This window comes from Dyella nitratireducens, from assembly GCF_014642835.1.
GTDB lineage: Bacteria > Pseudomonadota > Gammaproteobacteria > Xanthomonadales > Rhodanobacteraceae > Dyella_B > Dyella_B nitratireducens.
Genome location: NZ_BMJA01000003.1, coordinates 245,123 through 260,569 on the forward strand (window position 1 = coordinate 245,123; position 15,447 = coordinate 260,569).

At 60.7% G+C, this 15,447-nt stretch carries 11 protein-coding genes; 8 read left to right on the top strand and 3 right to left on the bottom strand.

Annotation, left to right across the window (positions count from 1 at the left end):
- The first annotated feature begins 4 nt into the window (after nucleotides 1–4).
- From IEX75_RS17130 to IEX75_RS17165, 8 genes are all read left to right on the top strand, one after another.
- The gene (locus IEX75_RS17130) at nucleotides 5–3,058 is read left to right on the top strand and encodes an ATP-binding protein (RefSeq protein ID WP_188796009.1); all 3,054 of its coding nucleotides are present in this window, start codon (nucleotides 5–7) and stop codon (nucleotides 3,056–3,058) included.
- Nucleotides 3,059–3,604: 546 nt separating this feature from the next.
- Complete coding sequence (locus IEX75_RS17135) at nucleotides 3,605–4,534, top strand: helix-turn-helix domain-containing protein (RefSeq protein WP_188796011.1); 930 nt, start codon at nucleotides 3,605–3,607, stop codon at nucleotides 4,532–4,534.
- A 44-nt stretch (nucleotides 4,535–4,578) separates the two neighbouring features.
- A complete protein-coding gene (locus tag IEX75_RS17140; RefSeq protein ID WP_188796014.1) occupies nucleotides 4,579–4,866 on the top strand; it encodes a YtcA family lipoprotein in 288 nt (95 codons plus the stop codon).
- Between the two features lie 15 nt (nucleotides 4,867–4,881).
- Entirely contained in the window at nucleotides 4,882–5,907 is a 1,026-nt protein-coding gene (locus IEX75_RS17145) for an HlyD family efflux transporter periplasmic adaptor subunit (protein WP_188796017.1), read from the top strand.
- A complete protein-coding gene (locus IEX75_RS17150; protein ID WP_188796019.1) occupies nucleotides 5,891–7,828 on the top strand; it encodes an FUSC family protein in 1,938 nt (645 codons plus the stop codon). The genes IEX75_RS17145 and IEX75_RS17150 overlap by 17 nt, the downstream gene beginning before the upstream one ends.
- On the top strand, nucleotides 7,809–9,221 hold the full coding sequence (locus IEX75_RS17155; protein ID WP_188796021.1) for a TolC family protein: 1,413 nt from the start codon (nucleotides 7,809–7,811) through the stop codon (nucleotides 9,219–9,221). The genes IEX75_RS17150 and IEX75_RS17155 overlap by 20 nt, the downstream gene beginning before the upstream one ends.
- Nucleotides 9,222–9,271: 50 nt before the next feature.
- Nucleotides 9,272–10,981, top strand: coding sequence for a thiamine pyrophosphate-dependent enzyme (locus IEX75_RS17160; RefSeq protein WP_188796023.1), 1,710 nt, complete (start codon nucleotides 9,272–9,274; stop codon nucleotides 10,979–10,981).
- 162 nt (nucleotides 10,982–11,143) lie between these two features.
- Nucleotides 11,144–11,578, top strand: a complete 435-nt coding sequence (locus IEX75_RS17165; protein ID WP_188796025.1) for an RrF2 family transcriptional regulator — start codon at nucleotides 11,144–11,146, stop codon at nucleotides 11,576–11,578.
- A 91-nt stretch (nucleotides 11,579–11,669) separates the two neighbouring features.
- Here IEX75_RS17165 and hmpA read toward each other — a convergent pair whose 3' ends face one another.
- The 3 genes from hmpA to IEX75_RS17180 form a co-directional block, all read right to left on the bottom strand.
- Nucleotides 11,670–12,878: an NO-inducible flavohemoprotein gene (gene hmpA, locus IEX75_RS17170; protein WP_188796027.1), complete on the bottom strand. Its 1,209-nt coding sequence runs from the start codon at nucleotides 12,876–12,878 to the stop codon at nucleotides 11,670–11,672.
- A gap of 276 nt (nucleotides 12,879–13,154) precedes the next feature.
- Nucleotides 13,155–14,561 (bottom strand): efflux transporter outer membrane subunit, encoded by a 1,407-nt coding sequence (locus IEX75_RS17175; protein WP_188796029.1) that lies wholly within the window; start codon nucleotides 14,559–14,561, stop codon nucleotides 13,155–13,157.
- Nucleotides 14,555–15,433, bottom strand: coding sequence for an efflux RND transporter periplasmic adaptor subunit (locus IEX75_RS17180; protein WP_188796031.1), 879 nt, complete (start codon nucleotides 15,431–15,433; stop codon nucleotides 14,555–14,557). The genes IEX75_RS17175 and IEX75_RS17180 overlap by 7 nt, the downstream gene beginning before the upstream one ends.
- Nucleotides 15,434–15,447: the final 14 nt, after the last annotated feature.

Sequence of the window (15,447 nt, forward strand, 5' to 3'; positions counted from 1 at the left end):
TCGAATGAAAGAGTTCAAACCCTTTCGGCTCGATCCAGCCAACCATCAGTTGTGGCGCACCTCCGATGAAGGCGGGCTTGCGCCGGTCACCATCACCGCGAAGGCGTTCGACGTACTGCGCTACCTGGTCGAACATCCCGGGCGCCTGGTCTCGCACGAAGAACTGCTGGAAGCGCTCTGGTCCGGCGTGGCCGTTCAACCCGAAGTGTTGAAAGGGCATGTGCTGGCCATCCGCAACGCACTTGGTGACGACGCCCAGCGTCCGCGCTATATCGAAACCCATCGCGGCCGCGGCTACCGCTTCATTGCGGACATCGCGACCCCGCAAAAGACGGACAACCATCTTTCATCGCCTGCGGCGCCGTCGCTGATTGGCAGAGCGGCGCAATTGAACATGTTGCGCGAAGCACTCGTGCAGACCAGCCATGGGCAATCGAAGATCGTCTTCGTGCATGGCGATGCCGGCATCGGCAAGACCTCCTTGGCCGAGGCGTTTTGCAGCGACATCGCCACCCGTCATGTGCCGCTGTCATATGGCCGTTGCATCGAAGGCTTTGGTGGTGCCGAGCCCTTCTATCCCATCATCGAAGCGCTTTCCCGACTGATAAAGGGCGCCAACGGTAACAAGGTGCAGGATGCCTTGATCTCCCTGGCGCCTTCATGGGCCAGCCAGCTGGCCGGCCTGCTGTCTCGCGAACATCGCGCCCTGTTGCAGAAAATGGCGCATATATCGGCCCGCAGCCGCATGCTGGGCGAATTCTGCGAACTGCTTGAAGCACTGGCCGAGGATGAAGCCTTCGTGCTGCTGCTGGAAGACCTGCATTGGGCCGACTTTTCCACGCTGGATCTTATTTCGGCGTTCGCCCGGCGAAAGTCGGCCGTCAAGCTGCTGCTGATCGCCACCTATCGTTCGGATGAACTGGCTACACGCGGGCCAGCATTGAAACAACTGGTCAACGAACTGCTCTTGCACAAGCTGTGCGAGTCCATCCATTTGACCGGGCTGGACCAGCATGACGTCGCGGAGTATGTCCAGGCGGATGACTCCGAAGAAAGCCGCTCGTTCGTGCAACTGCTGTTGCATCAATCAAGCGGCAACCCGCTGTTCCTGAGTACGATCCTGGATCACCTGAAAGGTACCCGGTCGATATCCGCCGATCGCGGGCGATGGAAAAACGACGTACCGCTTTCCCAGATCCGCTTCGAGATACCACAGACGATCAGCCACGTCATCGAGGCCAAAATCGCCAGCCTCGATGATGAAACGCAGCGCATTCTGGAAGCGGCCAGTGCGGTGGGGGAAGTGTTCAATCCGATCGTGCCCGCCACCGCCGCGGGCCTGAGCGCACGCCGGTTCGAGGAAGTATGCGAGGCGCTTTGCCGAACCCGCAGCTTCATTCATCGCCATGACATGGATACCTTGGGCAGCGGCGAGGTGGTTCGGCTCTATCGGTTCAACCACGCCCTGCTTCGCGAAGTGCTGCTGAACCGCCAGGGACCTTTGCGGCTGGCGCAAAGCCATGCCTTGATCGGCAAGGAACTGGAAAAGTCGTATCCCAGTGAGCTGCGGGCACATGCGGCGTTCGAACTGGCCGAGCAATTCTCCAACGCGCATGAGTGGTCCAAAGGGCTCAACTATCTGAAGATCGCCTTGCAAACCGCCAAGCGCCGCTATGCGCACCAGGATGCGCTCGCGATTCTCGACAAGGCCGACGAGATTGCGCGCCATCTTCCCGAAGCCGAGCGCGAATCCACCCTGGCCGTGCTGCTGGAAGATCGCGCCTCCATCTACGCCACCAACCATGATCCGCGCGCCTTGCAGGTGTTTAACGAGCTTGTGCAACGCTCCGAGCAACTGCGTCGCCCCGATATGCAGGCGCGTGCGCAACTTGGCCTGGCCTTCACCTTGAGCTGGGGAGATGCGGCCGCATCGGTGGCGCATCTGGAAAACGCCGCCCGCTTGAGCGATGCGCAACGGGAGCCGCAACTGAAGGCACGCATCCGGTTGAGCAGTGCCGCCTGGCGCCTCTGGATCAGCGGATGGGATGCGGAGCTGGCCAAGATTTGCGATGAAAACCTGATTCCTTTGCGCAACGGCCCGGACCGCCAGATCACAGCCTGGGGTTTGATCGAATACTGCATGATCTGCCTGATCTCCAGCCGATACCGCGAGTGCCTGGAAACCGTGGATGCGAACCTGGACATCCTGATACGCCACGCGGCAGACCGGCCCGAATTCAACATCTTTCGCGCCATCTGGATGGCTCACCTGGGCCGGCCATGGGCGTACACGATGCTGGGCGAATGGGGCCAGGCCCTGAAGGAATTCGACGCCAGCGAAGCGCTTTTCGTCGGCAATGCCAATCGCTACAGCATCTGCACCCTGGAGACGCTGCGCGGCTTTCTCTATCTGATGGCGGGTGACTTCCAAGCCATCAAAGACATTTGCATCAAGCTCGGTTTCTACCAGGATAAAACCGGCCATCAACCGGCGGCGCTCTACACCCTGGTGCTTCCGAATGAAATACGGCATTGCACCCTGCTCGGCGGCGCCATGGAAATTGGGCTCGGCAATCTCGATGCCGGCATCGACATCCTGAAGCGGCTCGAGCACGACATGCTGGAGCATCCGGTGCTCACGGATTGGTATTGGCTGTTCGTACTGGAGTGGACGCTTGCCAATGCCCTGCTGCAAGCCGGCGATATCGGACAGGCACGCCTGCATGCGGACCGCATGGTGGAACGCTCCGACCGCACCATGGAAGTCACATGGCGTGCGATGGCGCGCGAAGTGCGATGCCGCGTCGCCATCGAAGAAGGCCATCTCACCCTCGCCGCTCGCTTGATCAACGATGCCTTGCGAATGACCGACGTGATGGGTGCGCCGCTGGCCGATTGGCGGATTCACCGCACGGCCGCACAAGTGCATCGGCTGCAAGGTGATAGCGAAAACGCAGCGATGCACGAGCAATTGTTTGGCAGGAAGGCGCAGCGGCTGCTGGACAGCCTGCCTTCGGGGCATCGGCTTCAGCAGAGTTTTGCGCGGTTTATGGGGTGAGCGAAGGTTTCTGAATGATCGCCTTGCGGTAATGCACGCTCATACCTCACCGTCATTCCGACGAAGGCCGGAATCCAGTTTCAATACGTTGTGCGAAGCACTCAAAACCTAATGCAGTGTCCTTCGGACGCATATTTCACTGGATTCCGGCTTTCGCCGGAATGACGGTGAGGCAAGATTTGAACGACCGACATTACAAATACGCACAACGGTCCCCCACGCGGGGGATAGCCACCGCGATTCACACGATCCAACATCAAGCCAAGGTCAGCGCCAACCATGCGTTGCCCAGACCCCGATAAACATTAAAACCATGGAATGAGCGCATACGCTCGTCGGGCTGCTACTCGCCATCGAAAGCGAACGCAGTGAGACACGGCTGCCATATGGGACCCATCTACACTTTCGAGTGATTCGACGCATCCCTTTTGTGTCAGCAAGTCTACCCTGACGAAGGCTTCGGCCTCTGACGCATGCGCGTACTTTCCATTCAGGACGACGTTCAACCAAGAACGCTCAAAGGCCATCAGGCCCGGAGAGGTGCGCATGAATCATGGTGCATTCGGCGATCGGCTCGGCCGTTCGTTTCACCTAAACAATCCCCCGGTTCTCCATAGCCAGACCAGGCATGGCGTGCGCCTTGCGGTCACGGAGCTCAGGATCGACCAATCCGGTTATGGCATGACGTCCCCGATGGGCAACGACGATGCCTACCTGGTATGCCTCAATTTGCGCAAACAGAGCACGCACGAGCTTTGGTGCGACGGCCGTTCCGTGTGTTCGACTGCCTATGAGGCAGGCACATCCTACGTACTGGACCTGCGCTGCGACCCCATCGCCTATATCGGCGAGCCGTTGCATTCGCTGTATTTCTACATGCCGCGGCAAGCCATTGTCGAAGCCGGCGAGGAGCTCGGAAAAACGAACATTGCCGGGCTGGCCATGCTTCCTGGCGAATGCTTCCGGGACACCATTATCGGCAGCATTGGCCAGACCTTGTTGCCGATCTTCAACAAGGATGCCCCAGCGAACCAGTCACTCGCCGATCACCTCCTGCAAGGCCTGTGCGCCTACATGGCGGCCACGTACAGCGGGTCTTCGATACGTCCCGACATCGTTCGCGGTGCGCTCGCGCCGTGGCAGCAGCGGCTGGTCATGCAAATGATGCGGGAGCGCGTGTTCGAAGGGATCTCCATCGGCGAATTGGCGGAAGCCTGTGGTCTTTCGGCGGGCGCGCTGGCGCGAGGTTTCAAACGGAGCACCGGCATGTCGCCGCATCAATGGCTGCTGTCACGCCGTATCGACGTCGCGCTGGAACTCATGGCGGACCCCGACACCTCACTGGCCGACATTGCTTTCAACGCAGGCTTTTCCGACCAAAGCCATTTCAGCCGCGTGTTTACGCAAAAGATGGGCGTTGCGCCGGGCGCATGGCGCAAGTCGCTGGCGAACAACAAACGGGTGGAAGCGGCGTGACCGCCGTTTCCATGCACAAGACTGGCTTACACAAGGTTGCTCACATGCACTCACCTAGAACGACGCACGGACATGCCTATCTACGCGTAGCACTCGCGTCATCGTTCTCGATGGCCATGGCGGCATGCAGCGCCTCGCCCTCGCGAAACATCCTCGGCTCCTACTTCCCGACGTGGATGGTGTGCGCGCTGCTGGGCATTGTCCTCGTAGCGATCATTCGTGGCGTACTGCTAAAAACGGGTGTAGACGCCGCCATGCCTGTGCCGGTGATTGTCTATCTGTGCATGTGGACAGCAGTCACGCTCGCCATCTGGCTTGTGTGGCTGGGCTGAATGGAGACCGCGTCCATGCAAGCCAAAACCGCTCTTGGCCGACTCATCGCCTTCGTCTCCATCGCGGCGGCCGTGGTGCTCATCGTCGTGTCGATGATCGTCGTCGATCAGCGCCCGCGTACGCACGATGCCTATATTTTTGCGTACAGCGCCGGCATCACGCCGGAGGTCGACGGACGCATCGTGGCGATCCATATCCGCAACGATCAATTCGTCCACAAAGGTGACGTGCTGCTGCAGATCGATCCCGAGCCGTTCGAGCTGAAGCTGCAGCAAGCCAAAGCACAAGTCGCCGCCTTGCAGGCCGACATCAACCTCACCGGCCGGCAGGTCAATGCGCAAGGATCCGGCGCCGAAGCCGCAGCACGCGAAGTCGATCGTGCGCGTCAGCAACTGGCGCTTGCGCATGACACACTCGCACGCGAACAACCGTTGCTGGCCAAGGGCTTCGTCACCACACAGCAAATCGATGAAGCGCGCACCAACGAGCGCACGGCGGCATCGCAATTATCCGCAGCCATCCAGCAGGCAGCACAAGCCAAGGAAGCCGTCGGCGATGTGGAAAGCCTGAAGGCGCAACTGCTCGGCGCGCAAGCCGTCGAAGCCCTGGCTGCGCGCGATCTGCGTGAAACCGTCATTCGCGCCACGGTGGATGGCCGGGTGACCGGCTTCAATCTCGCCCTGGGATCGTTTGCCGTGTCCGGGCATCCGCTCTTTACGTTGATCGATGACAACAGCTGGTATGCCGTTGCCAATTTCCGCGAGACCGACCTGCGCGGGATGCACACCGGCGATGCCGCACAGATATGGGTGATGGGACATGAAGGCCAGCCGTTGCACGGCGTGGTCGAAAGCCTGGGTGCAGGTGTTCAGCCGGAAGGCGCGGCCGGCCCAGGACTTCCCCAGGTCGATCGAAACCTCAATTGGGTCGTGGTGGCGCAACGCTTCCCCGTGTGGGTACGCCTGGACCAACCCTCGCAGCCGTTCTTGCGCATCGGTGCAACCGCTTCCGTACGGGTGAGCCATGCACGCACCGATTGAGCTTCAAAACCGTGGCGGCCTGACCGGCGTGTTGCAGCGCGAACTCGCGCTGACCGATACGCGTATTCGCACCATGGCACGTATCACCGGGTGTACGGCCTTCGTGGTTGCCATCGCGATGGTGTTTCAAATTCCATTGCCTGCCTACGTTGCCTACCTGGTTTTTCTGCTCAGCCACGAGGATGCCGCTTCAACCCTGGTCTCCTCCGTCGGTGGCCTGGTGGCAGTTACCTTGGCTGTCGCTTCGTCCCTGTTGTTCTACGTGTTCGACGCGGCCGAACCGGCGCTGCGCATTCCGCTGTTGGCGGTGAGCACCTTGGCTGGAACGTTTCTCGCGCGCACCAGCCGGTTGGGACCCATCATCTTTCTTGCCGGGTTCATCCTGGTGTTGTCGCAGACGCTGCTGGATGACGTACCCACCACCGAATATGTCACGCACACGGTGCTGTGGCTGTGGGTGGTGGTTGCGGTGCCGGTTGGCGCGAGCGTCATGGCCGCGCTGCTGGCCGGCGAAAGTCCTGTCGCGCTGGCGCGCAAGCAGGCTGCGCAACTGATGGATGCCGTCGCCGGCTATATCGAAAACCCCTACTCCGCAGACCCTTCGCGCTTGCGCGACCAGTTGCTCGCACTTGGCCAGCTCAAGAACAAGGCCTATCTGTGGAACAAACAACTCAAGGCATTTGCGCGGGAAGACAACCGCCTGATCGCCATCCTGTTAGAAGCGCTACAGATCGCTCGATGCCACCCTTCGAGCGTATCGCTTGCTTCGAGGCGTTCTTTGGCGATCTCTCTCCGCCAAAGCAAACGTCTTTTTTTACAACGTCGCGGCGTCATGGCCGATGCTGCCGCCGACGAGAGCGAGCCCATGCCCGCCACGCTGAATCCCACGGAGACGGCCCTGCGCAACACGCTCGATGAACTGTTTGACGAAGCTTCCGGCAAAGCACCGCCCCCTGCTGACAAAGCCCCGCCACAACATCCACCTGCGGCAGTTCAATCCCAGAACCGTGCGCATGCGCGCTTCGCGTTCAAAGTGATGTGTGCGGTGCTGGCTTCCTACGCGACCTACACGTTGCTCGACTGGCCCGGCATTCGCACGGCGGTCACCACCTGTTTCTTCGTCTCGCTGACGACGCTGGGAGAAAGCGTGCATAAGCTGACGTTGCGCATTACCGGCGCCATCATCGGCGGGCTGATCGCCGGACTTTGCATTGTTTTCGTGTTGCCCTCCCTGACCGATATCGGCGAGCTTTGCCTGCTGATTGCCGTGGTATCCGCCTTTTGCGCATGGATTGCCACCAGCAGCGAGACGATTGCCTATGGCGGCATGCAGATCGCCTTCGCCTTCTTCCTGGGTGTACTGCAAGGCTACAGCCCGGCGGATGACCTCACCGTGCTGCGCGATCGCATCGTCGGCATCGTGGTCGGCAATCTGTGGATCACGATTTTCTTCACCACGCTTTGGCCGGTCAGCGCGGTGAGCCAGGCGCGCGATAAATGGTCTTCGGCGATCAAGCAACTCGGCGATCTGCTCGTCACCCATGACGAGGAAGCTGCCGCTGCGATGAAAGCGGATATCTGCCAGCGTGCTTCCGAAGCATCCCGGTTGAACGCACGCACCCTGTTCGAGTGGCGTTTTTTCCTCGATGGCGACCTGGCGGATCGCCCGGTCCCCGAAGCACGTCACGTTGAACAACTCGCATCGGCAGCCTTTGTCGTGCAGCGGCTGAAGGACAAAACGGCGTCGCTTCCATCCGATGAAAAGGCAGATCAAGCCATCGCCGAGCGACTGGCCGCCCTTGCAAAAGGAACATCTTCAAACGTGTCAGACGAACACCTTGGCCAAGCACCCACCACGCTTCTGAATCAGGCCCGGCAGCACCTCAACGAGGAGATCGATCATGCGTCGCGCGCGATCTGAATCGCCTCTGCTCGCACACATTCCCCTCGCGCTCGCGATAGTGCTCTTCGTACACAGCGGCATGGCGCGCACGCAATCGGCGTCATGGGCCATGGACACCACCAGCCATGCCGATGCACCAGCGATGGAAGACCGCGTCTACACGCTGCAGGAACTCCTGACCATCGCGCTGGACATCAGCCCCAAGACGCGCGAAGTCGAGCAGGAAGCCGTACAAGCCGACCTCGCCGTGCGGCTGGCCAAAACCCAGTATTCACCGCAACTCGATGCCAAGGCGCTCGGTGGCATCCAACGTACACCGCTGGCGATTCCGCCGACAGTTTCGAAAAAAGGCTACTTCGTGTCGTCGACCCGGGAAGTTTTTCCGACGCTGGAAATGAAATGGCTATTGTTCGACTTCGGCCGCCGCAAAGGCGCCGTAGAGGAAGCCAGACATAACGCTTCCGCCGCGCAATCAGGCTTGCTTGGCGCGCAGGAAAAACTGGTGTTCGACGTGTCGGAAGCCTATTTCGATGCGACCTCCGCGCAGGGACAAGTGCGCGCCGCCCAAAAATCACTGGATGCCGCCAAGCTGACCGAACAGGCCGTCGCCGATCAGAAGAAGCACGGCCGCGCCACCGTGGTGCAGCTTGCCGAAGCGCAACGCCAGACGGCTGCCATGCAACTGGGATTGACGAAAGCCAACGGTACGGCGGATACGGCCTTCGCCACCTTGGTCGCCACCATCGGACTGCCGCCCGAAACCCGTTTCGAAGTCGCGCCGCCTGCCGATGCACCAACAACGGAAACACTCGCACCACTGCGGACATTGATCGACGAAGCGCTGCAAACCCGTCCGGACGTACTCGCCGCCACCGATAAAGTCGCTGCAGCCGGCGCCAAGATCGAAACCGCACGCGCCGCTTACCGGCCGACGATCAGCCTGTCCGCGCAGCTGTTCCAGAACATCGGCAAGATCAGCAGCGATGGAAGCCCCTACTCGTCCATCGATCGAACCGGCAACGCGCTGTTCGTTTCGTTCGATTGGCCGCTGTTCGACGGCGGTGCACGAGCCACCAACGTATCGCTGGCCGTCTCGCAAAAGACGGAGGCCGAGGATGCCCTGGCCGACACCAAGGACACCGCCTCCCAGCAGGTGGTGCAGGCCTACAGCAATCTGAAAACGAGCCTGGACAACCGCAATCAGGCGCTGGCGTATACGCATGCTTCCGAACTTGCCTATCAGGCCTCGCTCGATTCGTATCGGCGCGGCCTCACCAGCATCACTGACCTGACGAGCAACGAAGCTGTGCTCGCCCAGGCGGAAGCCGGCCAAGAAGATGCCGATGCCAACGTCGGCATTGCGCGCGCCGCGCTGGATCTGGCCTTGGGGCGGCGGCCTTCTTCGCATTAGCGGTCGCCGCTTCAACAGGACTCCCACCCCCTCACCACGCGGAGCAAGCCATGAGCAAGAAAGTTGCAGAAATCCTCGTCGAGGTTCTCGAACAAGCGGGCGTCAAGCGCTGCTACGGCATCGTCGGCGATACGCTCAATCTGTTCGCGGAACATCTGGAGCGCAGCACCATCGACTGGGTGCACGTTCGGCACGAGGAAGCCGGCGCGTTTGCAGCGGGCGCCGAAGCATCGCTTACCAACAACCTGACGGCATGCGCCGGCAGCTGCGGACCGGGCAGCCTGCACTTCATCAACGGCATGTATGAGGCCAACCGCAACCGCTCGCCCGTCATCCTTATCGCCAGCCAGGTGATGATGAACGACCTGGGCTTCGAGTTCATCCAGGAGGTCGATTTCAAAACGGTCTTCAAGGAATGCTCGGTGTTCTGCGACATGATCCTCACACCCGACCAGGCCAGGAAGAAAGCCGTGATGGCTTGCCAGGCCGCGTTGGCCAAGCAAGGTGTTGCGGTGCTGATCGTGCCGGTGGATATCTCACATGGCGAAGTGCACGAAGATTTCCCCTATCAGGTTCACCACAGCAAACCCACGATCACGCCCAACAGCGAAGAGATCGATGCGATTGCCAAGATCCTCAATGCCGGCAAGAAGATCACCATCTACGCGGGCTCCGGCTGCGAAAATGCGCTGGAAGAAATCCGTGCAGTAGCCGACGTGCTCAAGGTGCCTGTCGCCCACACATCCCGCGCCAAAAGCTTTCTGGAGCCCGACAATCCATTCAACGTCGGCATGACCGGCATTCTCGGTACCGAGGCCGGCTACAAGGCCATCCTCGATTGCGACACGCTGCTGTTGCTCGGTGCGGATTTTGCGTGGCGCCAGTTCTATCCCGACCACGCGAAGATCGTGCAGATCGATATCGATCCCACACATCTTGGCCGGCGCCATCACATTGCATTCGGCGCCGTCGGTGACATCAAGCCAACGCTGCGCGCCCTGCTTCCAAGCCTAGTAGAACACGACGACGCATCGTTCCAGGACGAGTACGTCGGACGCTTCAACAAGGCGATGGCATCCTGGAAAAGCCATTTGGTTCCGGGCCACGATGACACCATTCCCGGCTCGTACCTGGCCTCCTTGATCGACCGTTACGCCGACGAGGATGCGCTTATCTCCGGTGACGACGGCACACCCATCGTATGGGCGATCCGCCATATCACCGCCAACGGCAAGCGGCGGATTTTCGGCAGCCTGCTGCATGGAACCATGGCGACCGCGCTGCCCAACGCACTGGGCTTGAAGAAGGCAGCACCCAAGCGCCAGGTGATTGCGATGTGCGGCGACGGTGGGCTCTCCATGCTTTTCGGCGAGTTGTTGACCGTGATCCAGGAAGACGTGCCGATCAAGATCGTCGTGTTCGACAACAACAAACTCGGGTTCGTCGAAATCGAGCAGAAATCGGAAGGCATGCTCGATACCTTCACGCGCTTGAAGAACCCGGACTTCGGCAAGGTGGCCGAAGCCATCGGCTTGTGGGGCAAGACCGTTCGCAAGGCCCCGGAAATCGAGGCGGCCGTGCAGGAGTGGCTGGCCCATCCGGGACCGGCGTTGCTCAACGTTCCGGTGAGTCCGTTGGAATTGGTCAAGCCGCCTTTTGTCGAGCTCAAACCCGTCGTTGGCATGGCGCTGTATTCGGCGCGAGCCATCCTGCATGGGCGTAGCGCAGACGTGCTGGAGCTGGTGCGCGAAAATTTCTGATACACCGGTAGTTATGTGAAGCGACGTAGGTTGGGGTGAAAACCCCAACTTCCGCGCACCCATGCGTCGCGACATTGGGGTTCTCACCCCAACCTGCGGAACCACGCTTGCTGCACGCAACCGGAAGACGCGTGTAGCATGAACGTTCTACCGGAGCCCGCGATGCGACTGACCTACCAGACCGACTACGCCTTGCGCATGCTGATGTACCTGGCCGTGCAAGGCGACCGCCGCTCTTCCATCCATGAAATCGCCACGCAATATGGCATTTCCGAAAACCATCTGATGAAGGTGACGCAGCGGTTGTCGGCACTCGGTTACGTCGACGCGCTGCGTGGACGCAGCGGCGGGCTGAAACTGGCGGGTAAACCGGAAGATATCCGCATTGGCGATATCGTGCGCGAGATGGAACCCGATCTTGAGATCGTGGAATGTTTCGGCGCCGAAAACACTTGCACCATTACGCCAGCCTGTGCGCTGCGCCATGTTCTGGACGAAGCGCGCCAGAGCTTTCTCGCCGTACTGGACAGCTATACGCTGAAGCAGTTGGTGGCGCGGCCTGGGAAGCTGAAGATAGCGCTCAACATCGTGGCGTGATCTCTGAATCGTAGGTTGGGGTGCAAACCCCAACATGCCATGCTTGGATGCACCTCGATGTTGGGGTTTTCACCCCAACCTACGTGAAGACTTAGGCAAGTGCTGAGCCGAAGAACTCCGCGTGAATACGCGAGTCCGGCACGCCAACCCGCTTCAATGAATCGATCTGCGCGTTCATGAAGCCGCGTGGGCCGCAAATGTAGTAGTCCGCATCGGCGAGGTTTTCCTGCACGGCAATCTGCCCGGCATCGATACGACCCTGCTTGTCGTAGTGACGACCCGCCACGTCGGCAGTACCGACTTCCTCGTAGTAAATCTCCACATCCAGCGTTTCATGCTGCGCGGCCATGGTTCTTAGCCACTCGTTCATGGCATGCACGTCGCGATTGCGTGCGGCATGGGCGAAATGGATCGAACGCTTGGGTTGCTCCTTCGCAACCTGTCCCAGGATACCCAGCATCGGCGTGATGCCTACGCCACCGCTCAGCAGTACCAGCGGCGTGTCTTTGTTCTGGTCCACCACGAAATGGCCCTGCGGGAACGACAGCTCGATGACATCGCCTTCGTTGACGTCGAGATGGAGCGAGGTGGAGACGATACCCGCGGGGGCGTCCTCGCCGGCATCCTGTCGCTTGACGGTGAGGCGCAGATGATCGTGATGCGGCGCGTCCGACAGGCTGTATTGGCGTATATGCGTCATGCCGGCTTCGTCCACCGTGCGTACGGACACGAACTGTCCCGGTTGGAACGGCGGCAAGGTGCCCTCACCGGTCGGCTTCAGATAGAACGAAGCGATTTCGCTGCTTTCACGCGCTGTGCCGATGACACGGAACGGGCGCCAGCCAGACCAGCCACCTTCCGTCGTCGCGGCGTGCACGTACAAGGCTTGCTCGGCTTCGATCAGTGCGTTCGCCAACTGTCCGTACGCGGCAACCCATGCCTCCAGCACGTCAGGCGTCGCGGCATCGCCCATCACATCGGCGATCGCCGCAAGCAGATGGCGGCCGACGATGGGATAGTGCTCCGCGCGAATGCCGATGCTGACGTGCTTGGCCGTAATCACCTTGATGACCGGCGCCAACACCGAGATATTGTCGATGTTTTCCGCGTAACCCAGCACCGCGAGGGCCAGCGCTTGCTGCTGCTCGCCGCTGGCTTGGTGGCTCATGTTGAACAGATGCTTGAGCTCCGGATTGGCTTGGAACATGCGTGCATAGAAGTTTTTTGTCAGCGCCAGTCCGTGCGCTCTTAGCGCGGGGGCGCAGCTTTTGACGATGTCGCGTTGGGCTTGGGTCAGCATGGGGAGGTGCCTTGTCGTTTTAAAGATGCATTTATAATACATCTTATAAATCATGACCCGTTGTGCTGCGACGCACTGCCGCGGTAGCGGCATCCAAGCGGCCACTGATTAATCCGCCCTATTCAATCTCGCCTCAGCGTCATTCCGGCGAAGGCCGGAATCCATGGCAAGTGCGGAGCATGGATTCCGGCCTTCGCCGGAATGACGTCACGGCTAGACAGACTTCTCACCGCTAATCACGCATCGGAGGCAAAACCGTGGGGTGCAAGCTCCAAGCTACCAACCACCACCTAGCGCAAGAAAAACATCGACCTGATCATGATTGAGCGCAGCCTCGCCCGCAGCCACCGCCTGCTCGGCCGTCCAACGATCCCTTTCCGCCGCCAACGACGCCAGACTATCGATCCTGCCTCCCTGCTCCAGCTCTTGCGCCTGCAACGCACGATGCTCAGCACTATCGCGAGCAACCCGCAATTGCTCCTGCTTGTCGAGGTCAGCCGCGTAAGTATCCAGCGAGGTTTCAACCTCACGCAGTGCATTCAGCACCGTGCCGTCGAATGCCGCCAGGCTTGCGTGGCTTTGCGCATTGGCTTCGTCGATGTGTGCGCGCACCGCATTCCGGTTCAAGTTCCAGCTCACCATCGGCCCGATGGCGAAGCGGTTGGTATAGCCGGTCAGTCCATCGACGGCCTTGCCGGTCGAGCCGACGGAAATGCCGAATTTGATATCCGGATACAAGGCTGCCGTGGCAATGCCGATGCGTGCCGTTGCAGCTGCCAGATGCCGCTCCGCCGCGCGCACATCCGGACGCCGCTTGAGCAAGGCTTGTCCATCGCCGACAGGAAGCGGCTGATTCAGATGCAATGGCGTGTGGCAGGCAAGCAAGGCGCGGTCGGCATTCGCGGGAGGCTGCCCTGCCAGCGTAGCCAAGCGAAACAAGGCATTGCGCTGCGCGGCTTCAAGCGTCGGCAACTGTGCGTTGATGGTGGCCAATGCATCTTGCTGCCGTGTGCTGTCCAGCGGCGATGCACGCCCATGCGATACCAGCTCCTGGGTCATGCGCACATCATCCTGCTCGACGTCGATGCGCTTTTGCGCCAGCGCGATCTCATGCCCTGCGTTGCAGACGTCGGCATAAGCGCGCACGGTGTCGGCAACGACGTTGACACGCACCAGATCGCGCGCTGCGACAGCTGCTTCGTCATCCGCGCGAGCAGCTTCCACGCCACGGCGAATCGCACCGAACAGGTCGAGGTCATAGCTGACCGACACACCGCCGTTGTAGTTCTGATACGGCGTGACGCCGACGCGCTTCAACACCGCCTCTTCGGAAGGATGATTCCACGCCGTCGAGGCATCCACGCTGCCCGCAAAGCGCTGCGAATCGGCATCGATAAGCAGGGCATCGCTATGTTCGAGATTGGCCTCGGCGAAACGCAATTGCGTATTCGCGGCCAGCGTTTGCGCGATAAGGCGATCCAGCGTGGGATCGTTGTAAAGCTTCCACCAGTTTGGAGGCAGGGCGGCTGCGCTCGTCGCGGCGGAAGCGGAAACGAAACCGCCCTGGGCTGCAGGCGCGTTAACGACTGCCTGCGTCGGCACGTGATAGTCAGGTCCGACTTCGGCGCAGCCGACGAATGCAATGCAGATACACGCGGCAAGAAGACTACGCAACATCACCATGGCAGCAGACCTTGCGGCTTGTCGGGCGAGTGCACTACCACCGTGGCGGTCTGGCCGGGCACCAGGCGAATGCCCTTGGGCACGTCGTCGATGGCGATGCGTACCGGTATGCGTTGCGCCAGGCGCACCCATGTAAAGGCAGGATTGACGTCGGCAAGCTTGGCGATGTCGCCGGCGCGCTCGCGATCCTGGATGGCCGACTCGATGCTGTCGACGTGACCGCGAATCTCGCCCGGCACGCCCATCAAGTGAACGCTGACGCGATCGCCGATATGGACGCGCTGCAGCTTGGTCTCTTCGAAGTAACCCTCGACGCGTGTCGATGCCGTGTCCACCAAAGCCAGTGCAGGCTTGCCGACAGTCAGATAGATGCCGGGCTGCAGGGTGACATTGGCGACCTCGCCACTCACCGGCGCCTTGACCTGGGTGCGATCCAGATTCAGCTGTGCCAGGTCACGCGCCGCAACGGCCTGCGCCACTGCCATGCGCAGCTCCTCGACCTTGGCCTGTCCTTGCTCGGTCACTTCGCTCGCCACGACGTTGGACATCGAGCGGTTGCGCCGATCTTCGCGCTCGGCTTCAGCCAGCGCAGCGCGCTGGCTGCCGAGGGTGGCCTGCGCCTGTTGCAATGCCAGCGTGTAGCGCGACGGATCGATCACCAGCAGCACCTGCCCTTGCTGCACTTTCTGATTGTCGTGCACGCGCACTTCAGTGATCAAGCCGGCTACATCAGCAGCCACCGGCACGATATCCGCCAGCACTTTGCCGTCGCGCGTGACCGGCTCCACCTGGTAGCGAATCCACAGCGCACGCACGGCATACAGCAGCACGGCGATGGCCAGCAGCGTGAACAGCGCACGCACGATCTTCATGATCCAAGGCTTGA